23 protein-coding genes and 1 pseudogene are annotated in these 24,301 nt (G+C 56.3%); 16 read left to right on the plus strand and 8 right to left on the minus strand.

Features of this window, described 5'->3' with window-relative positions; all coding sequences use genetic code 11:
• Window positions 1-21 precede the first annotated feature (21 nt).
• Window positions 22-1,254 carry a peptidase T gene (pepT, locus tag OCH02_RS00660; RefSeq protein WP_261429249.1) on the minus strand — a complete coding sequence of 411 codons (1,233 nt, stop codon included), beginning with the start codon at window positions 1,252-1,254 and terminating at the stop codon, window positions 22-24.
• A 216-nt stretch (window positions 1,255-1,470) separates the two neighbouring features.
• Between pepT and OCH02_RS00665 the strand changes: the two genes are divergently transcribed.
• Together OCH02_RS00665 and cui are read left to right on the plus strand one after the other, a co-directional pair.
• Window positions 1,471-2,367: an endonuclease/exonuclease/phosphatase family protein gene (locus OCH02_RS00665; RefSeq protein ID WP_261429250.1), complete on the plus strand. Its 897-nt coding sequence runs from the start codon at window positions 1,471-1,473 to the stop codon at window positions 2,365-2,367.
• Between the two features lie 233 nt (window positions 2,368-2,600).
• Window positions 2,601-3,128: a colicin immunity protein Cui gene (gene cui, locus OCH02_RS00670; RefSeq protein WP_261429251.1), complete on the plus strand. Its 528-nt coding sequence runs from the start codon at window positions 2,601-2,603 to the stop codon at window positions 3,126-3,128.
• 43 nt (window positions 3,129-3,171) lie between these two features.
• Here cui and OCH02_RS00675 read toward each other — a convergent pair whose 3' ends face one another.
• A complete protein-coding gene (locus tag OCH02_RS00675) occupies window positions 3,172-4,245 on the minus strand; it encodes a colicin-like pore-forming protein (RefSeq protein WP_261429252.1) in 1,074 nt (357 codons plus the stop codon).
• Between the two features lie 114 nt (window positions 4,246-4,359).
• On the opposite strand from OCH02_RS00675, the pseudogene OCH02_RS00680 reads away from it, so the two are divergent.
• Window positions 4,360-4,560: pseudogene (locus OCH02_RS00680) on the plus strand (rhodanese); the annotation flags it as partial.
• A 4-nt stretch (window positions 4,561-4,564) separates the two neighbouring features.
• Here OCH02_RS00680 and flk read toward each other — a convergent pair.
• Window positions 4,565-5,593 carry a flagella biosynthesis regulator Flk gene (flk, locus tag OCH02_RS00685; protein ID WP_261429253.1) on the minus strand — a complete coding sequence of 343 codons (1,029 nt, stop codon included), beginning with the start codon at window positions 5,591-5,593 and terminating at the stop codon, window positions 4,565-4,567.
• A gap of 304 nt (window positions 5,594-5,897) precedes the next feature.
• Here flk and OCH02_RS00690 point away from each other — a divergent pair, with 304 nt between their 5' ends.
• The 4 genes from OCH02_RS00690 to OCH02_RS00705 are packed head-to-tail and all read left to right on the plus strand — an operon-like array spanning window position 5,898 to window position 9,556.
• Window positions 5,898-6,263: a copper resistance protein gene (locus OCH02_RS00690; RefSeq protein WP_261429254.1), complete on the plus strand. Its 366-nt coding sequence runs from the start codon at window positions 5,898-5,900 to the stop codon at window positions 6,261-6,263.
• Between the two features lie 50 nt (window positions 6,264-6,313).
• The gene (locus OCH02_RS00695) at window positions 6,314-8,350 is read left to right on the plus strand and encodes a protein-disulfide reductase DsbD family protein (protein WP_261429255.1); all 2,037 of its coding nucleotides are present in this window, start codon (window positions 6,314-6,316) and stop codon (window positions 8,348-8,350) included.
• Window positions 8,347-9,063 carry a DsbA family protein gene (locus tag OCH02_RS00700; protein ID WP_261429257.1) on the plus strand — a complete coding sequence of 239 codons (717 nt, stop codon included), beginning with the start codon at window positions 8,347-8,349 and terminating at the stop codon, window positions 9,061-9,063. Before OCH02_RS00695 ends, OCH02_RS00700 begins: the two co-directional genes overlap by 4 nt.
• Entirely contained in the window at window positions 9,056-9,556 is a 501-nt protein-coding gene (locus OCH02_RS00705; RefSeq protein WP_261429258.1) for a protein disulfide oxidoreductase, read from the plus strand. Before OCH02_RS00700 ends, OCH02_RS00705 begins: the two co-directional genes overlap by 8 nt.
• An 8-nt stretch (window positions 9,557-9,564) precedes the next feature.
• Here the strand turns inward: OCH02_RS00705 and OCH02_RS00710 are convergent, their stop codons facing one another.
• Entirely contained in the window at window positions 9,565-11,022 is a 1,458-nt protein-coding gene (locus OCH02_RS00710) for a PLP-dependent aminotransferase family protein (protein WP_261429259.1), read from the minus strand.
• A gap of 170 nt (window positions 11,023-11,192) precedes the next feature.
• On the opposite strand from OCH02_RS00710, the gene OCH02_RS00715 reads away from it, so the two are divergent.
• Together OCH02_RS00715 and OCH02_RS00720 are read left to right on the plus strand one after the other, a co-directional pair.
• Window positions 11,193-12,188: a DMT family transporter gene (locus OCH02_RS00715; RefSeq protein WP_261429260.1), complete on the plus strand. Its 996-nt coding sequence runs from the start codon at window positions 11,193-11,195 to the stop codon at window positions 12,186-12,188.
• A gap of 155 nt (window positions 12,189-12,343) precedes the next feature.
• Window positions 12,344-12,973: a CatB-related O-acetyltransferase gene (locus tag OCH02_RS00720; RefSeq protein WP_261429261.1), complete on the plus strand. Its 630-nt coding sequence runs from the start codon at window positions 12,344-12,346 to the stop codon at window positions 12,971-12,973.
• Window positions 12,974-13,217: 244 nt separating this feature from the next.
• On the opposite strand, the gene OCH02_RS00725 is transcribed toward OCH02_RS00720, so the two are convergent.
• The 3 genes from OCH02_RS00725 to OCH02_RS00735 are packed head-to-tail and all read right to left on the minus strand — an operon-like array spanning window position 13,218 to window position 16,171.
• A complete protein-coding gene (locus OCH02_RS00725) occupies window positions 13,218-14,735 on the minus strand; it encodes a tripartite tricarboxylate transporter permease (protein ID WP_261429262.1) in 1,518 nt (505 codons plus the stop codon).
• Between the two features lie 11 nt (window positions 14,736-14,746).
• Window positions 14,747-15,178 carry a tripartite tricarboxylate transporter TctB family protein gene (locus OCH02_RS00730; protein WP_135317380.1) on the minus strand — a complete coding sequence of 144 codons (432 nt, stop codon included), beginning with the start codon at window positions 15,176-15,178 and terminating at the stop codon, window positions 14,747-14,749.
• Between the two features lie 12 nt (window positions 15,179-15,190).
• On the minus strand, window positions 15,191-16,171 hold the full coding sequence (locus tag OCH02_RS00735) for a Bug family tripartite tricarboxylate transporter substrate binding protein (protein ID WP_261429264.1): 981 nt from the start codon (window positions 16,169-16,171) through the stop codon (window positions 15,191-15,193).
• A gap of 299 nt (window positions 16,172-16,470) precedes the next feature.
• On the opposite strand from OCH02_RS00735, the gene OCH02_RS00740 reads away from it, so the two are divergent.
• The 3 genes from OCH02_RS00740 (at window position 16,471) to OCH02_RS00750 (ending at window position 19,091) form a co-directional block, all read left to right on the plus strand.
• Window positions 16,471-16,791 carry a hypothetical protein gene (locus tag OCH02_RS00740; protein WP_261429265.1) on the plus strand — a complete coding sequence of 107 codons (321 nt, stop codon included), beginning with the start codon at window positions 16,471-16,473 and terminating at the stop codon, window positions 16,789-16,791.
• 220 nt (window positions 16,792-17,011) lie between these two features.
• The gene (tctD, locus tag OCH02_RS00745) at window positions 17,012-17,686 is read left to right on the plus strand and encodes a transcriptional regulator TctD (protein ID WP_261429266.1); all 675 of its coding nucleotides are present in this window, start codon (window positions 17,012-17,014) and stop codon (window positions 17,684-17,686) included.
• Window positions 17,673-19,091 carry a sensor histidine kinase gene (locus OCH02_RS00750; protein WP_261429267.1) on the plus strand — a complete coding sequence of 473 codons (1,419 nt, stop codon included), beginning with the start codon at window positions 17,673-17,675 and terminating at the stop codon, window positions 19,089-19,091. Before tctD ends, OCH02_RS00750 begins: the two co-directional genes overlap by 14 nt.
• Here OCH02_RS00750 and OCH02_RS00755 read toward each other — a convergent pair.
• Window positions 19,088-19,990: a DMT family transporter gene (locus OCH02_RS00755; RefSeq protein WP_261429268.1), complete on the minus strand. Its 903-nt coding sequence runs from the start codon at window positions 19,988-19,990 to the stop codon at window positions 19,088-19,090. The genes OCH02_RS00750 and OCH02_RS00755 overlap by 4 nt on opposite strands.
• Before the next feature lie 117 nt (window positions 19,991-20,107).
• Between OCH02_RS00755 and OCH02_RS00760 the strand changes: the two genes are divergently transcribed.
• From OCH02_RS00760 to truA, 4 genes are all read left to right on the plus strand, one after another.
• The gene (locus tag OCH02_RS00760) at window positions 20,108-20,881 is read left to right on the plus strand and encodes an AraC family transcriptional regulator (RefSeq protein ID WP_261429270.1); all 774 of its coding nucleotides are present in this window, start codon (window positions 20,108-20,110) and stop codon (window positions 20,879-20,881) included.
• A gap of 177 nt (window positions 20,882-21,058) precedes the next feature.
• Window positions 21,059-22,180: a 4-phosphoerythronate dehydrogenase PdxB gene (gene pdxB / locus OCH02_RS00765; RefSeq protein ID WP_261429271.1), complete on the plus strand. Its 1,122-nt coding sequence runs from the start codon at window positions 21,059-21,061 to the stop codon at window positions 22,178-22,180.
• Window positions 22,181-22,396: 216 nt separating this feature from the next.
• Complete coding sequence (locus OCH02_RS00770; RefSeq protein ID WP_261429273.1) at window positions 22,397-23,407, plus strand: aspartate-semialdehyde dehydrogenase; 1,011 nt, start codon at window positions 22,397-22,399, stop codon at window positions 23,405-23,407.
• Window positions 23,407-24,228, plus strand: coding sequence for a tRNA pseudouridine(38-40) synthase TruA (gene truA / locus OCH02_RS00775; RefSeq protein WP_261429275.1), 822 nt, complete (start codon window positions 23,407-23,409; stop codon window positions 24,226-24,228). Before OCH02_RS00770 ends, truA begins: the two co-directional genes overlap by 1 nt.
• Window positions 24,229-24,301 lie beyond the last annotated feature (73 nt).

Below are 24,301 nucleotides of genomic sequence, written 5' to 3' on the forward strand. Positions count from 1 at the left end.
CGCTCTCCTTTGGCGCATCTGTTAGCCGCGTGCGGCCAGCAAACAGATGCTGCGGGTGACCTGATAGGACTTCACAAAGGCGCTGACCGGCAGAAATTCAAAGCGCGAATGGAAATTGTGCGCACCGGTGAAGTAGTTGGGAGTCACCAGCCCGCGGCTGGATAACGCAGCACCGTCGGTACCACCGCGCATCGGGATCACCTTTGGCGGAATACCGTGGGCGGCGAGTGCGCCGAAAATCAGTTCGATGGCACGTTTATCTTCACCGATCGAGTTACTGATATTGCTGTAGATATCCGTGACGCTGCAGCTTACCCGGGCGCGCGGATAGTTTGCCGCCACCTGCTGCACCACTTCTTGAATGCGTTCTTTACGCGCATTGAAACTCGCCAGATCGAAATCACGGATCGACACTTTCAACGTGGCGAGGTTGGCATTGGCCGTCAGGTCGTTGAACCAGAAGTAGCCTTCACGTCCCTCGGTATGCTCCGGCGTATCCCGGCTGTCGAACTGATTGATGATGTCGTTGGCGATACGAATCGGGTTGATCAGCACATTTTTGGCCGACATCGGGTGAGCGGTCACCCCCTCAATACGGATTTCCGCTGCCGCGGCGTTGAAATTTTCATACACCACTTCGCCCAGTTCGCAGCAGTCGATGGTATAGGCGAAGTCTACGTCAAAGCGTGCCAGATCCAGTGCCTTGGCACCGCGCAGGCCAATCTCTTCATCCGGCACAAAAGCCACCAGGATATCGCCGTGACGGTCGGTAGCGCTCAGGTTAGCCAGCAGGGTCATCACTACCGTCACCGCCGCCTTGTTATCGGCGCCGAGTACGCTGGTACCGTCGCTGAAAATAATCTCTTCATTCGGGTAGGCCAGGATCTCCGGGTGCTCGGCGGTGCGCAACCAGATGTCATGCTCTGCGTTCAGGCACAGATCCTGGCCGCTAAAGCGCAGGCGCTGCGGGTGAATATTTGCCGACAGACCGACGTCAACGGTATCGATATGGGTAATAAAACCGATGCGCGGCGCACCGGGCTGGTTGCCGGGTTTACGTGCGGTAACGGTGGCGTGCTCATCAATTTGCACATCAGTCATCCCCAACTCGCGCAGTTCGGCTGCCAGCAGTTTGGCCATATCATGCTGACCCGGAGTGCTGGGCAGGGTTGTGGCGGTGGCATCGCTCTGGCTGGTTACCGCCAGATAGCGGAAGAAACGTTCGGTGAGCTGTTCGGCTATGGCGCTGGTCATGCGAGTTCCTCTCGGTAAGCGGTCTATCGGTTTTAATGCTAAATCAGCCGGTTGTCCAATGGTGCAATGCTTTCGCTATCGGAATGCGAGACGCCGCTCAAAATAAAAAAATAGCGGGGCAACTAGGAAATAGTCGCGGGTAACTGCGGCAAAATCGTTGTTAGCTCTGGGGTGCGGATGCCCCAACAAAAAAATCTGAACGCTAAAGGAGAATTCATGCGCTCACGTCACGCTTTGCTTATAACTTTGTTATCCCTGGGAATATCTCAGACTGCCTGGTCCTCTACCGACGGTGGTCATGCCAACAGCAACGCCAATAGCCGCGAAGTGGCCAGCGCGCTGGGCGGCCTGAAGAACAAAACCTATAGCCTGGATCAGGCTCCGAAGATCCGCGTAGCCAGCTTCAATATTGCCGCCGGTAAAGTCAGTGACATGACCGCCATCGCCAAGGCGATCAAGGCGATGAACGTCGACGTGGTGGCGCTGCAGGAAGTGGACAAGCTGACCGGCCGCAGCGGCAAGCTGGATCAGGCTGATGAACTGGCCAAGCTGACCGGTATGCACGTGGTCTTTGGCCGCGCGATTGACTTTGACGGCGGGGAATATGGCCTGGCGTTCCTGTCAAAATATCCGCTGCATGACAGCAAAATCTACCCGCTGCCCTCCGGCCAGCGAGAACAGCGCATTGCCTTCAGTGCCCAGACCGACGTGCCTGAGTTCCCGGCGCCGATTACGCTGATCAACACCCATCTGGACACCAAGGAAGATCCGGCCATGCGTCTGGAACAGGTGCGTGAATTGAACGATCGCACCATTGAGATGCGCGGTATCAAGCTGTTGTTTGGCGATATGAACGACGTTCCGGGCAGCGTCACCTGGAGCGAACTCAGCCGTTACTGGAACGACATCATGCCCACCGCGCAAGATGGCCGCAGTTGGCCGGCGGAAAATGCCGAAATCAAGGTCGACTACATCTTTAGCGGCAATGCCCAACGCTGGCATCTGGACAGCCTGACGGTGCCGAACGCCAGCGGCGACTGGAACGGTATTCACTGGCCGGCAGTCAGCGATCACCTGCCGGTGGTTGCCGAGCTGCGCTTGACCGAGCAGTAGTTTAATCAAAAGCAGTATTGTCAGCTTAAACGGGTGAGATCCGCGCCAGTCGTTCGATGGCGGCGCGGATTTCACCGGGTGTCAGGGCCGAAAAGCCTATTCACATCGAAGACGTTTCACATGGTAAAGGCCAAACCCAAACCTATTGGCATACTGTCTTGAAATCCGAATCTGGACATTTCCGCATCAATGAATAATAATTATCATTACCAACAAGAAAACAGGAAGTTACAATGAATAGTGACGCGTTAGTATGGAAAAAATTCGCGCAAATAGGGTTAATCGGCGTTGCGCCGTTAATTATTCTATTCACTTTTTTCAAACTATCTCCTGATAATTCGATTTTTATTTATTTTTCTGACCTGACTAAAGATTTTAGTGCAAACATTTCGACGACTAATTTGGCACTCACAAAACCTCTTGCATTTTATTGCAAAGTAGCACCTTTTTTTTCTCTGTACTTTGCAGCTAAACACATAAATCAAGTGAAGTCCAAACCAAATATAAAAAACATGGCTTCGATGGTTTTTTATTCAATCGGTTTTGTTGCTGTATACTTAATCATGTTTTATATTTTTGTGGTAGGCCAGTTTGACATGAATAATGGAAATCGCCTGTTGAAGGCTACTGCATCAAATGATTATACAATCATTCTCTATTATATTATTGTTTTTGCCGGGATGTACACGCTAACATTTATACTCTTGATGTTAGTGAGGCTTTTGTATTCCGAGTTTAGAAAATCCATAATATATAAATAGAGCCTTATGGGAAAAGGCTCTATTTATTTTACGTGACTGCCTATTAATGTGCTGTGCGGACAACTTCGTTGTTGAACTTTTCAACCAGCCCTGCATCAATATAAGATGCACCATATGCAATCAGCACTGAGGCAGAAATTGCCAAGGCTGAAGTAGCAAGCACTGATAATCCAAGCAGTGACAATACGCCGGTCACCATAGCCATTGCGACGGCACTGGCAACACCACTGAGTACCATGGCCTCGACTTCATATACCAACGGTCCCCAGTTACCGGTATTATAACCCTCTGTGGCTTTTTCACGGATCTTATCAATCTTCATGACAATATCTGTCACCTTGAAGAATTTACTAAACTGACCAAGCCGATTTGCCATATCTTGAGCATTAACATTTTTCATTGCATTAATAAGTGCTTGCTTATCTCCTTGTTTCACTTTCATTGAAGGATTTGACATCACTTTGTTAAATGACGCTATCGCATCATTATAACTTCGGATGTTTCTACCTTGAAAGTTCCGAATATTATTAGCAATTGCGTCAGCATAACTTTTATATTGTCGGCCAGCATGATTGCTAATTTTCTCACCTGCATCAGCGATAACTCCGCTAGCTTCCATGAGAAAATTCCTTTCATCTTTCACGTACGCAGTGACTTCCTTTTTGGCCGTATCTCTGCGAGATGCCCAGGAAGGATTATGGTAATTTTTGGGTGCGACGACTTCTTCAAGACCTGTAATACTATCATCTTTTTGGACGTAAACTAAAAAAACAGAATCCTTACCGACGCGAGCATAATACCGTCGAGGTTTCCTACTATCGATTTCTACTATTCCGTCATAAACAATATTTGGATGGCCAGGAATAGATTTCAGATATTTCTTTCCTGAGGAACTGCTATTATTTCCACCTTTGTTACCATCACCAGTATCGCCACCCCAATGAACTCCGCTACCAGAATCAAGAGCATGAACTCCCTCGAAGGTCATCGTCACACCGTTAATCGTGTCTGTTAGTGTTCCGCCGTGCCCCACGTTAGGACCACCGCTAAGGCCAGTAGAACCTCCCTTCACACCACCGGTTGGGCCACGACTATCTTTCCCGTCTCCACCACTCATATAAAGCTCCTTTTATATTCCTTAACGGTTATTAAGGTAGGGGCATTATTGGTTAGTTCGAATGTGGAATAAATCACTTCGCGTTGTTTTACGGCTGACACAACAGACTAATAAGTTTATGTCACTTATTGCGATGGTATTGGCTGCAACGGCTCCACCAAAGGGGCGTATAAACTGGCGCTACAAGGGTTTCGGGTGAAAGAGTTGATTGGCGGTTTGGACTTCTGGCTTCGCGATGGCCATCCATTGGCCACCGGTGAACAGCCGGGCTCGCTGCAGGGAAGTGCTATTGGCGAAGACTGCGGCTGCGCCTGAGGGATTAAAACACCAGCGCCAATACCAGAGCCAGCACCAGAATAAACAGGATAAACGCCACGGCCGGTTTGCTCAGCGCTTTTTGCAGCGGTTGGGGCAGGGCAGCAATCAGTGGGTTGAGCAACGGCTGCGGTTCGGCATGGCTGCCGGACTGCGGCTGTGCCGGACCGGTCTTTTCCAAACGGCGCGCAAACAGCTGGTTGATCAGGTCGCTCATCTGCGGATGGGTCAGCGGTGCGCCGGCATTGCAGTGAAAACGTGACTGACAGTAGTCATTCAACTGTTGCTGCTCCTGCGGATCCGCAGGATGCTTAAGTGCGGCTAACAGGTTGTTCAGCGTCGGTGCGGTTTGCGGGCTCAGCGCTACCTTCACCTGCAAAAACTGATTCAGCAGTTGGAAATGGCGAGCGGGCAGCGGATCGTTGGTTTTGACCCCGCTGAGATCAAACAGCGTCTGCCAAATTTTGACCGGCGATTCGCCGGTGGCGGCGCTCAGCTTGGTCACCTGCAGTTGCAGGCTTTGATGTTCTGCAGGCAGCAGCGGGCGATCGCTGGTGGTGGTTTGTTGCGGGAGCGGGATGGTCAGGCTGCCGGTCTGCAACAGGTTTAATACCTGCTGCAACTGCGGGTGGCTCAATTGACTCAGCACCGTATGGCCAAACTGCTGGCGAATAAAGTCGCTGACGGCCTGGCGGTTATTGCCCTGCGGCAGCAGATCGGTGAGTTGTTGCAACAATTGGCGGTTGGCATGGCTCTGCTGCACCTGCGCCAGGCGGTTTTGCAACAGTTGCTCGGCCGGTTGGAAATGGCGTGCCAGTAGCTCACTGTTATTGTCTGTTTGCAGATCATGACGCAGCGTGACCCAAATCTCTGCGGACTTGGCCGGGCTGAGCGCCATGATCTTGACGATCAGCTTCTCCAGCGTCGTGCGTTGTGCCGGGGAGAGCGGACTACCGTCAGTGGTTGTGGTTTTGTCCGGGCTAGGGGAACGATCGCTGGCGATCGGGGTGCCCGGTCCACTCAAAGGTTGCATATCACCTGTCCTTCGCTGTATATCCCCTGCTTACTTGGCGTTGCCACTATGTTGGCTGCGCAATCTCACCCGAATCACTTACCTGAGTAAGCTCATCGGAACTCGCTTGCTTGCCGCCTTGCCGCAACACCCATTACTTTGGGGAGAGAATAATCGTCGTACCCGGCGAAAAGCGCAGGATTGTGCGTATGATACCTGTAAACGGCCGCGACCAATACCGTCCTCAGACATTTCTTTACAGGCAAAACATTGCTAAAAGCGTCTGCGCCGCTAAGATAAGCGCAGACTTGGAATTGAGGACGGCATGGTTAGACAGCAGCGGATTGCGAAATGGTTTTTATACCTGGCTTGCCTGGTGGTGCTGACCTGCATGACTCAGCGCATGGCGAGCCTGCATGCGTTGCAGCAAGTAATGGGTCTGCCTGCCGCCAGCACTCTCACCTCTGCCACCGATGACGCCGCCGAACTGCAACCCACTCCCTGCGAACTGAGCGCCAAATCCTTGTTGGCCTCGCCGCCGGTAATGTTCGAAACCCTGCTGTTCGGCCTGGGTCTGTTACTGGTGCTGTTGGCACCTACCGTGGCCGCGCGTCTGCGCATTCCCCCTCCCAGAGTCATTTCCCCCACGACCCTCAGGGTACATCTGCGATTATGCGTGTTCCGTGAATGAGTTCATCACCCGTCTTTTTTGGTTGATTGATTCATTTATGGAGAAAAAACATGTTGAATATCATCAGGTCGGCATTAGCCTGCCTGTTACTGCTGTGGCTACCTGCTTTGCAGGCGGCGGACAGCGGCTGGCTACAAAGTCCGACTAACGATCACGCCAAGGTGCGGCTGCGCGCCGATACCTCGCACAGCGGGGAAACCCGTTTGCTGCTGGCCATAGAGCTGCAAAAAGGCTGGAAAACCTACTGGCGTTCGCCGGGGGAAGGCGGTATTGCGCCGACCATCGCCTGGCAGGGTAATCCGCCACCGGCGACCTGGTACTGGCCAACGCCGCAGCGTTTTGACGTTGCCGGCATTTCCACCCAGGGTTATCACGACCGGGTTGAGTTGCCGCTGGTGATGAAAGGCGAGCTACCACGCCAGTTGGCGGGTACGCTGACGCTGTCTACCTGCAGCAATGTCTGCATTTTGACCGACTACCCGTTTAGTCTGGATCTTGACGCGCCGTCCGACGCGCAGTTTACCCATGACTTTGCCCAGGCAATGGGGCAGGTACCTATTGCCGATGGGGTGGTGGAGAGTATTAAAGCCGGTTATCAGCGCGGAGAACTGCAGATCAGCGCCGAGCGTGCTGCCGGTTGGCAGCAGCCTGAGCTGTTCTTCGATACGCTGGAGGATGCCGATCTCGGCAAACCCAAGGTCAGCAGTGACGGCACCCGGATGTTCGCGCGGGTGCCGGTCAGCGACGGCTGGGGTGATAGCGCACCGGATCTGCGTGGCAAAACCCTGACGTTGGTTATCGGTGACGGCGGCGTGGCGCAGCAGGTGACGTTACCTATTGAAGGGCCACTGGCTTCACCGGTTGCGGCGAGTTTCTCGCTGTGGCAGGCGGTGCTGATGGCGCTGGCCGGTGGCTTGATCCTCAACCTGATGCCGTGCGTGTTGCCGGTATTGGGCATCAAACTGGGCTCGATTTTGCAGGTCGAACAGCGTGACCGGCACAGTATTCGGCTGCAGTTCCTGGCTTCGTCGTTCGGCATTGTGGCGTCGTTTATGGCGCTGGCTTTGCTGATGACGCTGCTGCGACTGAGCAACCAGGCGCTTGGCTGGGGCATTCAGTTCCAAAACCCGTGGTTTATCGGTTTTATGGTGCTGGTGACGCTGTTATTCAGCGCTAACCTGTTCGGCCTGTTCCATCTGCAGCTTTCCTCTTCGCTGAACACCAAACTGGCGACCCATAACGGTCGCGGCCTGAGTGGGCATTTCTGGCAGGGCGCTTTCGCTACCTTGCTGGCGACGCCATGTTCCGCACCTTTCCTGGGTACCGCGGTGGCCTTTGCTCTGGCAGCACCGTTGCCGGTGCTGTGGGGCATGTTTGTCGCGCTGGGCATCGGGATGAGCCTGCCCTGGCTGTTGATTGCCGCCTGGCCGGCGCTGGCGCTGCGTTTACCTCGTCCAGGACGTTGGATGAACAGCCTGCGACTGGTGATGGGGTTGCTGATGCTGGCTTCTTCGTTGTGGCTGCTAAGCCTGATGACCAACCATATCGGTGGCGTCCCTACGCTGGTGGTGGGTGTTCTCGCGCTGCTGGCCCTGTTGCTGGCGGTCGGCTGGCAACATGGGGTTCGCCTGGCGGCCAAGCTGGCAGCCGCTACCCTGGTGCTGGTTGGGGTGGTGCTATTGGCCGGTTCGCTGACCGCCGGGCTGTGGCGTCAGCCGTTGCATGACAATGTGGCCTGGCAACCGCTGAGCGAGGAGGCGATCACCCAGGCGCTGGCCCAGAACAAACGGGTGTTTGTCGACGTCACCGCTGACTGGTGTGTGACCTGTAAAGCCAATAAATTCAATGTACTGCTACGCGATGACGTGCAAAAAGCGCTGGGCGCCGAGGACGTTGTCGCCCTGCGGGGGGACTGGAGCCGTCCATCGGCCGAAATTAGCGCCTTCCTGCAACAGCGCGGCAGTGTCGCCGTGCCTTTTAACCAAATCTATGGCCCCGGCCGCCGCGACGGCGTGGTGTTGTCCCCGTTGTTGACCCGCGATGCCGTATTGCAAACCCTGTCCGCCGCCAAAGGAAATTCACAATGAAAAAATTAATGATTTTACTGATGCTGATCGCTACCCCTGTCTGGGCCGCAGCCCCATTTACCCCGGAACAGGAAGTCCGCATTAAAGAGCTGATCCGTGAAACGCTGGTGTCGAACCCCGATATTCTGGCGCAGGCGGTCGATGCCTGGCAGCAGCAAACCACCGGCCAGCAAATCAGCCAGGCGATCAAGCAAAACGCCAAAGCCCTGTATGAAGACCCGGCCAGCCCGCGTCTGGGGGCGGCCAACGCCAAACTGACGCTGGTGACCTTTACCGATTACAACTGTCCGTACTGCAAGCGTTTTGATCCGATGCTGGAGAAGATCGTCAAACAATACCCGGACGTCGCGTTGGTGGTGAAATTATTGCCATTCAAAGGCGAAAGCTCGGTCAGTTCGGCACGGGTGGCATTGACTGCCTGGCAACAGCATCCGGACCAGTTTTGGGCGTTGCACCAGCGGCTGATGGCGAAAAAAGGTTTCCATGACACCGCCAGCATTACCGCTGCCCAGCAGAAAACCGGGGTGAAAGAAGTGGCACCCAGTGAGCTGAGCATGACCACGTTGCGCACCAATATGGAGTTAGCAGAAAAATTGGGCGTGCAGGGGACGCCGGCGACGCTGATCGGCGATCAGATGTTGCCGGGGGCCGTGTCTTACGAGGAACTGGAGGCGATGGTGAAACAGCAATTGGCGAAGGTCAAAAATGGCTAGGCTGCGGCGTTGGGCGCGGGAACTGCTGATCCTGCTGTTGATTGTCCTGGTAGCGGCGTTCGGCATGGACTGGCTGCGTGCACCGCAGGCTCCGCCAGCCTTCGATTCGCAGGCCCTGACGACGCTGAGCGGTGAGCAGGTGTCACTGGCACAGCTCAGTCAGGATAAACCGTTGCTGGTCTATTTCTGGGCCAGCTGGTGCGGTGTTTGCCGCTTCACCACTCCCTATGTCGCCAGACTGGTCGGCGAGGGGGGCAACGTGTTGACCGTAGCGCTGCGCTCCGGTGACGATGCTCAGGTGGCGCAGTGGTTGGCTGCTAAAAGGGTGTCCTTGCCGGTGGTTAACGATCCGCGTGGCGAGCTGTCGGCGCAGTGGCAAATCGGCGTTACCCCAACGCTGGTGATCATCTCCAAAGGCCAGGTGGTGCAAAGCACCACCGGCTGGACCAGCTATTGGGGCATGAAGCTGCGGCTGTGGTGGGCCGGGCTGTAATCACCGGTTTATTCGACCGCTATCACCTGACGAATCGCCCGGCACAGCCGGGCGATACCTTCTTCTATCAGTGGCGGCGTGTTGGCGGCGAAATTCAACCGCAGGCCGTGCGCGCCACGCTGTTCTTCGGCATAAAAACACTCACCGCGTGCAAAAGTCACGCCTTCTCGCCAGGCTACCGGCATCAGTGCTTCGGTGCTGACGGCGGCGGGCAGCGTCAGCCAGATAAACAACCCGCCCTCCGGCGTTTCAAACCGGCAGCCTGGCGGCAGTTGTTGCTGTAATGCGGCGACCATCACATCCCGGTGCTGGCGATAGACTCGTCCGGCACGCCGCAGTTGCTTGTCGTAGCGACCGATGGTGACGAAGGCGTCCAGCGCGCGCTGGATCAGGTTGGAACTGGTAAAGCTGTCGACGTGTTTCAGTCTGGCGATACGTTGATAGTGTTCGCTGTCCGCCACCAGATAGCCGATGCGCATGCTGGGCAACAGCATTTTGGAAAATGTGCTGACATAAATCACCGCTCCCGGCTGCGCGAGTGCCCGCAGCGAGGGCAATTGCTTGCCGTTGTAGCGCAAATCACCGACAAAATCGTCCTCGAGGATCACCACCCCGGCATGTTGAGCCAGTGCCAACAGGCGACGCCGCCGGGTTTCACTCATGCAGCGCCCGGTAGGGTTATGGAAATTGGGGATGGTGTAAATCAGCTTCGGCCGGTGTTTTTCCAGCAGGGCGGGCAGTTGGTCAACCAGCATGCCGTGCCGATCGCTGGGAATAGTGACGATATTGATGCGGTGCAGGCGCAGCAGCCCCAGGGCTTCGGCGTAGGTCGGCTGTTCGACGATCACCGTATCGCCTGGCTCCAGCAGGCTTTGCACAATCAGGCTGATGGCGTGTTGTGAGCCGTTGGTGATCAGCAATTGTTCCGCATGGGTCGGAATGCCCTGCGCGGTGAGGATCCGCCCCAGCGTATCGCGCAGCGGGTAGTAGCCACAGTATTCACCATAGCTGAAGGCCTCTTCCGCATGGCGGCTGAGCACCGACAGCAAGATCTTGCGAAACTCTTCCTGCGGGAAAACTTTCGGACTGCCGACACCGGCAGCAAAGTTGATGATGCTGTCCGGCAGGGGGATATCGGGGTAGCCATCCAGTCGTGAGGTCAGGGTGGTAAAGCGCTCCGCCGGAAAAGGGACATCGGTTGCCGGTTTTGGCTGTGCGGGCAGTGGCAGCGGGGGCTGGACATAGGCACCGCTGCCACGCCGTTGGCGCAAAAAGCCTTTGGCCGCCAGTTCAGCATAGGCGTTGTCAACCGTCAGCCGGCTGACAGCCAGTTCGGTGGCCAACGTACGGGTTGAAGGCAGCTTATCACCATCGACAAACACGCCGCTCAGGATCGCCCGCCGCAGCGCCTCCTCAATTTGCAGATACAGCGGAACATCCTGCTGACGGTCTAATGGAATATGCATGCGAAATTGGCTCGGTTAACGGTGATGATTTTTACTATACCCCATAGCAACAGGCCTTCAAGCGGATAAAAGTGGCCTGCATAACATCGGGGGAAAGTGGCTCTGGCGGCAAAATCGCGCGGCGTTAGAATCTCTGCCTGAGTTTATTACCGCCGTTTTTTGAGGGTGTCATGTCATTACCATCGGGTGTTTCCGCCAGGCCGGTTTTCCCCGGCGCGGGTATTTTACAGGGCAGCAGTCAGGGTTATGTGATTGCCATTATCAGCGCCATGTTGCTGGCTTTTACCGCCATTATTATCCGCGTGCTGACGCAGTATTATCACCTGCCGACCTTTGTGCTGGCCTTTTGGCGAGCGGCATTGGTGGCGCTGGTTTTATTGCCGGCATTGCTGCTGTTTAAGCCCGAGTGGGCGCGTTTACGGCGTTCCCAGATCCCATTTTATGCCTGTTATGGCCTGCTGCTGGCGGTATTCAACAGCCTCTGGACGCTGTCGGTGGCGCTGAACGGCGCGTCGGTGGCGACCATCCTGACTTACTGCTCGGTGGGTTTTACCGTTTTCCTCGGTTGGATTATCTACAGCGAACGCCTGAACCTGCGCCAGTTGGTGGTGATTGTGGTCAGCCTGGGGGGCTGTTTTCTGGTCAGCAACGGTGACAGCATGGGCAACAGCCATTTTAACCTGCCGGGGTTGTTGGTCGGTATGCTGTCCGGCATCGGTTATACCCTCTACACGCTGGGCGGACGGGTGGCGACTGAACGCCATTATCCGGTGTGGAATACCATTTTGTACGTGTTTGGTTTTTCCGCCGTCTATCAGTGGCTGTTCAACATCGCGCTGACGTTATACCCACTGGCGGCTTTCCATGGCATGACCGGCTCCTTGTGGTTCCTTTCAGAGGGGGGGCAGGGCATCGAGTGGCGCGGTTGGCTGTTGCTGCTAACGCTGGCCGCAGGCCCGACGCTGTTGGGGTTCGGCCTGTACAACATCAGCCTGAAAACCTTGCCGCTGGCGGTGGCGAACCTGATTTTGTCGCTGGAGCTGGTGTTCACGGCGGTGATCGCCTATTTCCTGCTGGGGGAAAACATGAGCTCGTTACAACTGCTCGGCAGCGCCCTGGTGATGGGCGGGGTGCTGATGCTGAAGAACAAGACGGCTGAGGCGTGATTTGTTACCCTTGAGTCAATATGTGGAGGTAATAATGACCAATAACCCAAGATTAAAACGGGCGTTAATCGCTTAAAACGGCAGTGTTTTACGACCAAAAAACACTGCCACAGACATTTGGCTGTGGCTCTTGCAATGAATATAGAGAAAGCGCCATGACTGAAAAACACTGGTCAAAAACAGAACTGCTGCACCAAACGGTGACCAACCCCAATATTATCGTCAAAGGGACCCACAGCTATTACAGCGACTACCTGGATGACGGCTTTGAGCGCTCCGTGGTGCGTTATTTGCACGGAGACGAGGTCAGCCAACAGTGGCAGCCGCTAGGCGTGATAGACCAATTGCTGATCGGCGATTATGTCTGCATTGCCGCCGAGGCCGTGATCCTGATGGGGGGTAATCATACTCATCGTGCCGATTGGTTCTGCCTGTATCCGATGATGGAAAGCATTCTGGCTTCCTATCAGCCGAGGGGTGACACCCGGCTCGGAGACGGCTGTTGGATCGGGATGCGGGCGATGCTGATGCCGGGCGTGAACATTGGGGAAGGGGCGATAGTGGCTGCAGGCAGTATTGTGACCAAGGATGTTGAACCTTACGCTATGGTGGGGGGTAATCCGGCACGGCCGATCAAACTGCGGTTTAGCCCGCAGACTATCGCCCGGCTACTTGCTTTGCGCATTTATGATTTGTCGGCGGAAGACTTTTCGCGCGTGCAGCCTTTGCTGGCTAACGATGATATTGCGGCCCTTGAGCAGGCGGTAGCTGAAATTAAGCGCTAAATGAAAAGGGCGGGAATAACCCCGCCCGAGTTTGATTAAAGCCCGAGATACCCGGGCCTAGCGCACCGAGGGGCCATTATGGGACACGTCCATGTGTCCCACCCTACGGGCCGACTGGAAGTCGTTCCAATTTGCTCCCGGCAAATTGGTCGGCAGCTAAAGCTGCTACGACCCCTTCGGCACGCTCTCCCTAATAACTGGCTCTGTAGGTCGTTTGATGTGCAGAGTGATCCCGCCCTTTGACTTACTCGGCCTTGGCCGCTTCCGCCGTTTGGCGGCGTTTGCGCACTATGCGCAACACCAGCGGCAGTACCAGAACGGCCACCGCCAACACCAGCAAGGTTTGCGCGATGCTGCTGCTCCACAGAATGCCAAACTCCCCGTTGCTGATCGACAGTGCGCGGCGCAGGTTCTGCTCCAGCATCTCTCCCAATACGAAGCCCAGGATTAGCGGCGACATTGGGAAGTGCATTTTCCTCAGGATATAGCCAAACACCCCCAGTCCGACCATCAACAGCAGGTCAAAGGTGGTGCTGTGCACCGCATACACACCGACCGCCGACACTGCGGCAATGGCCGGTACCAGGAACCACAGGGGAATGGTCAGCATGCGGGTGAACAGGCCAACCAGCGGCAGGTTCATGATCAACAGAATGACGTTGGCAATCAGCAGTGCGGCGATCAGCCCCCAGACAATATCCGGCTGCTCGGTGAACATCGCCGGGCCGGGTGTGATGTTGTACAGCGTCAGTGCGCCCATCATCACCGCCGTGGTACCGGAACCCGGAACCCCCAGCGTCAGCATCGGAATGAACGAACCACAGGCCGATGCGTTATTGGCCGCCTCTGGAGCCGCCACGCCACGGATATCACCTTTACCGAAGGTGTCGCTGTTGCCGCTGATTTTCTTTTCGGTCATATAGGTCAGCGCACTGGCGATGGTGGCACCCGCGCCTGGCAAAATGCCGACGAAGAAACCCACCACCGAGGAACGCAGCGTTGGGCCAACGCACTGGGCGGCTTCCTTGCGGTTGAACAGCAGGCGGCCGGTTTTGCGCACCAGTTTTTGTCCGCCGCTGGTGCTTTCCAGCATCAACAGGATTTCACTGACCGAGAACAGGCCGATCACCACCACGATAAACTGTACGCCGTCGGAGAGATGAACGCTGTCGAAGGTGAAGCGATAAACGCCGGTGTTGGCATCGACCCCGACCGTCGCCAGCCCCAGGCCAATCAGCGCCGCCAGCAGCGACTTCAGCGGGTTCTGGCTCATCATGCTGCCCAGACAGGCGATGGCGAACACCATCAGGGCAAAATATTCCGCCGGGCCGAACGCCAGTGACCAGCGTGCCAGCAGTGGGGCGAACAGGATAATGCCACCGATAGCGATCATCGAGCCGGTAAACGAGCTGACCGCCGAGATTGACAGCGCCACACCGGCGCGCCCCTGCTGTGCCATCGGATAGCCGTCCAGTGCCGTCATGATCGCCGCCGCGTCACCCGGCACGTTGAGCAGGATTGAGGAGATACGACCGCCGTACTCGCAGCCGATATACACCGTCGCCAGCAGGATCAGCGCGGACTCGGCCGGCAGTTTGAGGGCGAACGCCAGTGGCAGCAAAATAGCCACGCCGTTGATCGGCCCCAACCCCGGCAGCAGGCCGACAATGGTGCCAACGAAGCAGCCGATCAGAGCGATAATCAGGTTTTGTGGCACTAACGCCACCTCAAACCCTTGAGACAAATACATCCAGGTTTCCATCTTCGCCCCCGTTAGCTCAGCCAAACGCCGAGTGGCAATGTCACATCAAGTAAGCGGTCAAAGGCGTAATACAGCGCTACACCCATCACTACGCCGGACACCAATGCCGCTTTCAGGCTGGCATGGAACAGCAGGCCAATGCTGAAGGTCAGTAATGTCGTTGCCAGCGGAAAACCCAGCCACTCGAAGCCCCAGGCGTACAGCACCAGCGTAATCACCAGCACCAGCAGGCGCTGCATTACCTTGTTATGCGGCCATTCAACCACCTGAGGCTTGTTCAGCAGCAACAACGCTGCGCACAGCGCCATCAGGCTGAGAATCGCCAGCGGGAAGGGACGGGGTCCCAGCGGTTCGTAGCTGTATTCGCTCTGAATACCCCAGCCGATAAACAGGCCGCCAATGCACAGCAGCAGCCAAAAACCGGCGAAAATGCGATCGCTCATGGTAGCCCCCGGTTACTTGGCCAGGCCGAAAACTTTGGCCTGTTCGCGGTACTGATTGACCTGGTTTTTCACGTAGGCATCCAGTTCCTTGCCGCTCAGGTTAAATTCAAACAGACCACGCAGATCGCGCTGTTTTTTGAACTCGTCGGTTGCCATCATTTTCTTGAAGGTGTCGAGCCACCACTGGTACTCCTCTTCGCTGACCTTTGGCCCAACGTAGAAACCGCGGATAATCGGCCATACCAGATTGAAGCCTTGCTCTTTGGCGGTCGGCACATTGGCCAGCTGGCCCGGCAGACGTTGATCTGCATATACCGCCAGCACGCGGATTTTGTCGCCCTGCAGGTAAGGCACCATTTCGCTCAGATCGCCGGAAACCGCCTGAATGTGGTTGCCGAGCAGCGCAGTAACCGGCTCGCCACCGCCTTCGAAGGCTACGTAACGCATTTTGTGAGGGTCTACCCCGACTTCACGGGCCAGCAGGGCGGTTTTCATCCAGTCCTGGCTGCCGATAGAGGCACCGGCACCGAATACCACGCTGTTTGGATCTTTCTTGAAGGCGTCCATCAGGTCTTTCAGGGTTTTGTATGGCGAGTCGGCGCGGACGGCAATCATGCCATAGTCGGTACCGACGGCGGCCAGCCATTTCACGTCGTCCACGTTATAGCGGCCGAATTTCCCTTGTGACAGGTTCAGCAACGAGCCGCCGGAGAAGGCGACTACCGTGCCGAACTCTGCCGGACGTTGGGCAACGATGGCGTTGTAGGCAACGGCGCCAACGCCGCCGGGCATGTAGGTAACGCGCATCGGTTTATCGATGGCTTTGGTTTCCTGCAGCGAGACCTGAATCAGCTTGCAGGTCAGATCAAACCCACCGCCGGGCTTGGCAGGGGCGATACATTCGGTGCGTTTTGGTGCTTCCACGGCAAAGGCCTGATTGGCTGCCAGCAGCAGGGCGGTAGCGGTCAGAGTGCGGGTGATTATTTTTTTCATTGCTTTCCCCAAGGTATTTTTCAGTCGGTGCGGATCCCCGCCGATACGGGTTGCTGGATTGTTAAATCAACAACCTTTCATTTACCTTTCAACCGGCGGAAAAGTTTCCGGGATGTGATACGCATCTCCTGTTAGTGCCAATAGCACCACGATAGCTGGCCCAATTGACCGCTGCGCTAACACATGCGGTGAGGTAATAACAGCCCATAAACCTTGCTTAAAGCTTGCGTAATGTCAGTTTTGCCGTCTCAGCCTTGAGATAAAATGGCGAAAATTAAAATTAGTGCAGGTGCAGGTTTATGTTTTCATTAGGGAAGTTATTTGGTGGCAGGGACAGCGAGAAAGTCAAAGCTATCAAAATGTTGCCGTCGGCATATGCCGACCTTTCCGGGGAGGAAGGTGAGTGCCGGCTGAAACGCCTGCGCCCGGACATCGGCGTTTTTGAACTGCATTTCGCCGATCCCAAAGGCGATAAATACGTTTGCCCTATGACGGCCTGTATTACCGGCATTGATATTATTTTTGCTGCCAATAATCGCTCGGTATTGGTTTCTCCTCCATTCACGCCAGCCAAATTGCAGCCGGTGTTGGATATCGCCCTGGCCGACAGAGAAAAGTAATAGCCTGCCCGCTGAATAGACGGCTGCGCCGACGGGCCAGAGTTTATTCAGTGTCACAATTGTGCCCCAGCTCCCAAAACTGGCCCGGTATAACACTTCTATACCCCCGTCTTCCGTGCCATCCTTCGGTTATCAAAATGTTAATTAACAACGGGCCGGATCTGGGCACCATCACGCAGTATTCGGTCTGCAGGCATAGATAAATCAATGGAATGGAAACATGCGTCTGTTATTGGTTGAAGACCATCCCGAGCTATCCCACTGGCTGCAAAAGGCGCTGACCGGCGTCGGTTTTGCCGTTGACGTTACGCCTGACGGGCTGGCGGCTGACCACCTGCTGTTAAACGAGACCTATGCGCTGGTGGTGTTGGATGTAGCGCTGCCGCGGCTTAATGGCCTGGAACTGCTGGCCCGGCTTCGTAAACGCGGGCAGGATTTGCCGGTGCTGTTGCTGACGGCCAGAACCGACGTTGCCGATCGCGTCAAAGGGCTGAATCTGGGGGCCGACGATTACCTGACCAAACCGTTTGAACTCGATGAATTGGAAGCGCGCATTCGGGCGTTGCTGCGCCGCAGCGTCGGCGTCACCCAGCAGGCGTTGCAGTATGGTGCGCTGACCTATCACGATGAAGGCTATTTCCAACTCGACGACAAACCGCTGCAGTTGACGCCCCGAGAATTGGCGGTGCTGACCGCTTTGATCCACCGGCGTGGCCGCCCGGTTGCCAAACAACAGCTGTTTGAACAGGTATTTACCCTGTCCGATGAAGCCAACCCGGAAAGCATCGAACTGTACGTTCATCGGCTGCGGAAAAAACTGCAGGGCAGTAATGTGGCGATCATCACCCTGCGTGGTCTGGGCTACAGCCTGGAGCTTTGCAATGAGGTGGTTTAACGCGCCACGCTCACTGTTTTATCAACTGTTGTTGTTCTTTGGCTTACCCTTGTTGGTGCTGGGCAGCATCTCGATATATACCCACTATTTCAGTGCGATGAATGCCGCCACGCTGGCCTATGATCGCACGCTGCTGGCGTCGGCACGTACCGTGGCGGAACGGCTGGTGGTGCGCAATGGCCGGCTGGAGGCGGACGTGCCCTATATAGTGCTCGACAGCTTCGAGCGCAACATGAACGATCAGCTTTATTACGAAGTGATCTCCCCGCAGGGCGACAGTATTTCAGGCTATAACGACCTGCCGCCGATGCCGCCCCATATCCTGCGTTCCAGTCTGTATCCGGCGTTGGTACATTTTTATGATGCCCAATATCGCGGTCGACCGATTCGCGTGGCCGCGTTGTACCAGCCGATTAACGAATCTGGCGTGATGGGCATGGCGACCATTCTGGTCGCGGAGACGCTGGAATCGCGCCGCTATCTGGCGCGGCAAATGATGCTTTCCGCCTTGCTCAGCCAGGGAACGGTGGTGGTTTTGACCATGATCCTGGCCTTCGCGCTACTCAAGCGGGTGCTGAAACCGATGCGCAAACTTTCCGGCATTATGCTGCGGCGCGATCCGGGTGAACTGACGCCGCTGCCGATGGTATTGCCCTGGTCGGAAATGCAGCCGCTATTGCTGGCATTCAACCGTTATATTGAACGACTGCGGCTGATGGTGGCGCGTCAGGAACGTTTCAGCGCCGACGCTTCACACCAGTTACGTACGCCGTTAACCGTACTGAAAACTCAGGTGGGGGTAGCACTGGCCAGCGATCAACCGCAGCAGTGGCGGGAAAGCCTGCTAGCGATGAGCACCACGCTGGATAATACCGTGGCACTGACCGATCGCCTGCTCTACCTTTCCAGGCTTAAAGCCCATGAGCACCATGCCGATCGCAAACTGCAGCCGGTCAATCTGGCGCAGGTGCTGCGCGATGCCTGTTTTTCACGGCTGCCGCAGGCACGCAGCAAACGCATCGATCTGGGGTATGAGGGGGAATCCGTCTGTTGGGTCGGCGGCGAGGCGTTGCTGCTGACCGAACTGTGCGCCAATCTGCTGGATAATGCGCTGAAATACACCCCGAATCAGGGCACGGTCACGGCGCGGTTAAGCATGGATAAGGTGGCTGGGGAATGCGTGCTGGAAATTGAAGACAGCGGCCCGGGCATTGCCGAACAGGATACGGCACAGGCGCTGCAGCCGTTTCATCGGCTGGATAACGTGGGCAATCAGCCCGGTGCCGGTTTGGGGCTGGCGCTGGTCAGCGACATCACCCGTTATCACGGCACCCGCCCGGAACTGCTGACCTCGGCCACCCTGGGAGGCCTGTTGGTGCGGGTGCGTTTTCAACTGTTGCCTTAGCTTTCACACTCTGCGGTTTGCTTGGCCTTACGGCCCAGCGGCGTGCGCAGACGCTGCGACAGGATCACACCCAACAAGGTAATGCCGCCGCCGATCAAGTGGTAGCTGTGCAGATGTTCATGCAGGAACACCACCGCAATGATGGCGGTAAATACCGGAGCCAGATTCATAAAGATCGATGCGGTATTGGCACCCAGACGCATCACGCCGTGGATCCACAGATATGGTGCGACGATCGAGGCCGGGATACCGGCGAACAGCACCAGCGGAATATTTTGGCGGGTCAAGGCAACGTCCTGCGCCATCAGGAAGTTAGGCAGCAGCAACACCACGCCGAACAGGATCTGCACATACAGGGACTGCCAGTTGGGCAACGCAATCGCCCAGCGCTTGGTCAGTACACCGTACAGCGCATAGGCGGCGGTGGCGGCAAACATCATCAACTCGCCTTTGCCGATGCCATGTTGCAATAACTCACCTGGATTACCGGCGCTCACCAGCCAGATCAAACCGGCCAGCGATAGCAGGCTGCCGATCGCGATACCCACCGTAGGGGCCACTCGCAACAGCACTATGCTGATCAGAATAGTCAGTAACGGGATCAGGGAAACAATAATGCCCATAAACAGCGCGCTGACGCTGTGCGCCGCGTAATAAGCCAGACTCTGATACAACACCATACCCAGCATGCCGAGAACCATTAATTTCCACCAGTTGGCGCGAATCGCCGCCCAGTGACGGATCACGCCGGGCAGCACGAAAGGCGTCAGCGTGATCAGTGCCAGTAACCAGCGATAGAAGGAGATGGCGGCCGGATCGATGGCGGTAGCGGAGAGCTTGCTGACCACGGCATTGATTGACCAAATCAACACTGCCAGCAGAGGGAACAGCATATTCATGATAATTATTCTCATTAACAACGGACATGCTGGCTAGTTTACCTGTGTCCGGTTTATTATATATAGTGATATTCAGACAAAATTTACCCTAAACAAGACAAGTCACGGGACGAAACCATGCCAGAAATCCGTCATTACCCCGAGGCACTGATCCCGGCGCCACGACCGGTGCAGTTCCGCTGTGAGGAGTTCAACGCCCGCACGGAGTTCCAGCCGCACCGGCACAGCTGGGGGCAATTGATGTGGGTCAAGGCCGGAGTTATGGTGCTGCGCATCGGCGGTCAACGTTTTCTGGCACCGCCTGAGTTTGTGCTGTGGGCGCCGGCGGAAATTGAACACTCTTGTTATAACCAGCGTCTGGCGCAGTGCCGCATGGTCGATATTGCGTTGCCGCTGTGTGCCGGGATGCCGGCCGATCCCTGTCTGGTCAGCGTGACGCCCATTTTCCGCGCCATTGCCGAAGATTTTTATGCACGCAAACAATATATCCCGCAGAGCAAACAGGACTTGCGCCTGTGCCGGGCGCTGATCGACCAACTGCTTCTGTCGCCGGTTCAACAAACCTACCTGCCGTCATCCGAAGACAAATTCCTGGCACCGGTGTTGGAGGCGCTGGAACATTGTCCTTCGGACAATACGTCGCTCGCCGCCTGGGCTGCCCGGGTCTATACCACCGAACGTACGCTGTCGCGCCGTTGCCAGCAGGATCTGGGCATGTCATTTAGCGAATGGCGCCAGCGTTTGCGTTTCCTGCATGCCGTGTCCCTGCTGGAACAGGGCAAAACCGTGCAGGAGGTGGCGCTGGAGGTAGGGTACAGCTCGGCCTCGGCGTTTATTGTCATGTTTCAGCAAATCGCCGGGACCACCCCCGAGCGCTTTCGCCGGGCATGATTCAGTGGCACACTATTTCCCAGATAACTCTTCATACTTGACGCCGCCTCTGTGTTGGCTGCGAGCACTCACCCCAGTCACTTACTTGAGTAAGCTCCTGGGGACCCCTGCTCTTACCGCCTTGATGCAGCGCCAATTATTTTGGGTATAAATAGCCGTAAACCGTCGGAGCAATAAGTGAAAATCCTGGTTGATGAAAATATGCCGTACGCGACTCAATTGTTCAGTCGTTTGGGAAATGTGCAGGCGGTGCCTGGCCGCCCGATCCCGAGTGATGCGCTGGCCGATGCCGATGCGCTGATGGTGCGTTCGGTGACTAAAGTGAATGAAGCCTTGCTGGCCGGTACCCGCATTGGTTTTGTCGGCACCGCGACCGCCGGTACCGACCACGTAGACGACGTTTGGCTGCAGCAGCAGGGCATAGGTTTTTCTGCCGCACCGGGTTGCAACGCCATTGCGGTAGTGGAATATGTGTTCTCCGCACTGATGCTGCTGGCCGAACGCGATGGTTTCCAACTGCGGGATAAAACCGTCGGTATTATCGGTGTTGGCAACGTAGGCTCACGCCTGGATGCCCGCCTGAAAGCCTTGGGTGTCCGAACCTTGTTATGCGATCCGCCGCGCGCTGAACGCGGTGATGCCGGTGAGTTTTGGCCGTTGGAAAAGCTGGTGGCGGAAGCCGACGTGCTCACTTTCCATACGCCATTGAATAAATCCGGCCCTTACAACTCGCTGCATCTGGTGGACGCGGAACTGCTGGCTGCATTGCCGGACCATCGCATTCTGATCAACGCCTGTCGCGGTGCGGTGGTGGATAATGCTGCCCTGTTGCAGGCACTGGAGAAAGGCAAAAAACTGAGTACCGTGCTGGACGTGTGGGAGCCGGAACCGGAGCTTTCGCTGCCGTTGCTGGCGCGGGTGGATATTGGCACCGCGCATATTGCCGGTTACACGCTGGAAGGCAAGGCACGTGGCACCACTCAGGTGTTTGAGGCCTTCAGCCGCCACCTGGGCCAACCACAACAGGTCGAGCTGGCCTCGCTGCTGCCGGTACCCGAATTCAGCCAGATCCAACTCAATGGGCCGCTGGATGAAGGCAAATTAAAACGATTGATGCACTTGGTGTATGATGTGCGCCGCGATGATGCGCCGCTGCGCAAAGTGGCCGGGCAACCGGGCGAGTTTGATCGTCTGCGCAAGCATTACCAGGAACGCCGCGAATGGTCTTCATTACGCGTCCAGTGCGATGACAGCGCCAGTGCGGAGCTGCTGCACAAGCTGGGTTTCCTGACGGCATAAGGCTTTCTTAAGCCACAGCGACTAATTTTGTTATCAGGGTGCGGTAATACCCTATGGCTTTCAAGTTGCGGCCAGGCGGCCAACTCGTGAGTCCCCAGGCGCTTACTTAAGTAAGTAACTGGGGGGAGCGAGTGCAGCCAACAACGCTGCGGCTTGAAAGACGACGGGTATATTAGCCGCCCATCTGCATTTGAATAAATACTCTGGAGAAACCCAATGTCTGACGGCTGGAATATCGCTCTGCTTGGCGCCACTGGCGCGGTAGGTGAAGCGTTGCTGGAATTATTACAGGAACGCCAGTTCCCGGTGGGCGAACTCTATCCATTGGCAAGTGAACGCAGCGCCGGTGCCACGGTGCGCTTCAACGGCAAATCGGTACTGGTGCAAAACGCGGAAGAATTTGACTGGTCACAGACGCAACTGGCGTTCTTCGTCGCCGGAACCGAGGCTTCGGCCCGCTATGCGGAAGAAGCCGGCAACATGGGGTGCCTGGTGATCGACACCAGCGGCCTGTTTGCGCTGGAACCGGACGTGCCGTTGGTGGTTCCTGGGGTGAACCCACAGGTACTGGCCGATTACCGTAACCGCAATATCGTTGCCGTGGCCGACAGCATGGTCAGCCAACTGCTGACCGCGATCAAACCGCTGACTGAGCAGGCCGGGCTTTCCCGTCTGCACGTCACCACCCTGATGTCGGTATCGGCACGCGGCAAAGTGGCGGTCGACGATCTGGCCGGTCAAAGTGCGCGCCTGCTGAACGGCATTCCGGCTGAAGCGGGCGTTTTCGCCAAGCAGTTGGCGTTCAACCTGCTGCCGTTGCTGGCCGACGAACAGGGCAGCGTGCGTGAAGAGCGTTTGATTGTCGATCAGGTGCGTAAAGTGCTGCAGGACGAAGGGCTGCCGATTTCCGTGAGCTGTGTGCAGTCGCCGGTATTCTACGGCCATGCCCAGGTGGTTCACCTGGAAGCGTTGCGCCCGATGTCTGCAGAAGAAGCGCGCAGCGAGCTGGAACAGCTGGATGATATCCAACTGAGCGAAGAAGACGACTACCCGACCCAGGTGACGGAAGCCTCTGGCAGCGATGCGTTGAGCGTCGGTTGTTTGCGTAATGACTATGGTATTCCGGAAATCCTGCAGTTCTGGTCGGTGGCCGACAACGTGCGTTTCGGCGGCGCGCTGATGGCGATCGAAACCGCAGAGCGTCTGGTGCAGGAGCAGATGTACTGATGTCTGAAGTTGCCTTGCCCACCCAGCCGACGTTGAAAATCGCGCTGGGGATTGAATATGACGGCAGCCAGTATTACGGCTGGCAGCGTCAGCAGGAAGTCGCCAGCGTGCAGGCCTGTCTGGAACAGGCGTTGAGCAAGGTAGCGGATGCGCCGATCAGCGTCTTGTGCGCCGGACGTACCGACGCCGGGGTGCATGCTACCGGTCAGGTGGTGCATTTCGAAACCACCGCGCAACGCAAGGACGCGGCCTGGACGATGGGCGTTAACACCCATCTGCCGCCGGATATCGCCGTGCGTTGGGTGACGGGCGTGAGTGAAGATTTTCATGCTCGTTTCAGCGCGACTGCGCGCCGTTACCGCTACATTATTTATAATCACCGCTACCGCCCGGCGGTATTGCAGCAGGGGATGACCCATTTTTATCACCCGCTGGATGCCGAACGGATGGAAAGGGCGGCGCAGGCGCTGCTGGGCGAGAACGACTTTACTTCGTTCCGCGCCGTGCAATGCCAGTCGCGCACGCCGTGGCGTAACGTAAAACACGTTAAAGTTACGCGCTACGGTGAGTATATTGTGGTAGATATCAAGGCGAATGCCTTTGTACATCATATGGTTCGCAATATTGTCGGTAGCCTGATGGAAATTGGCTGCGGCAATCAGGATGAGAATTGGATGGCCGAATTACTGGCGCTGAAGGATCGTAATCTGGCTGCGGCGACGGCGCGAGCCGACGGGTTATACCTGGTTAGCGTTGATTACCCTGAGCACTTTGCCATACCCCGGCCGCCAATGGGGCCGCTGTTTTTACCCGACAATTAAACGCCGGCGCGCCCGACGCGTTGTTCCCTTGTGTACCTGCCGGGTGGGTGAGACACCCGGTAAAAGAGAGAAC

The organism is Serratia quinivorans, assembly GCF_946227985.1.
Classification (GTDB): Bacteria; Pseudomonadota; Gammaproteobacteria; order Enterobacterales; family Enterobacteriaceae; genus Serratia; species Serratia quinivorans_A.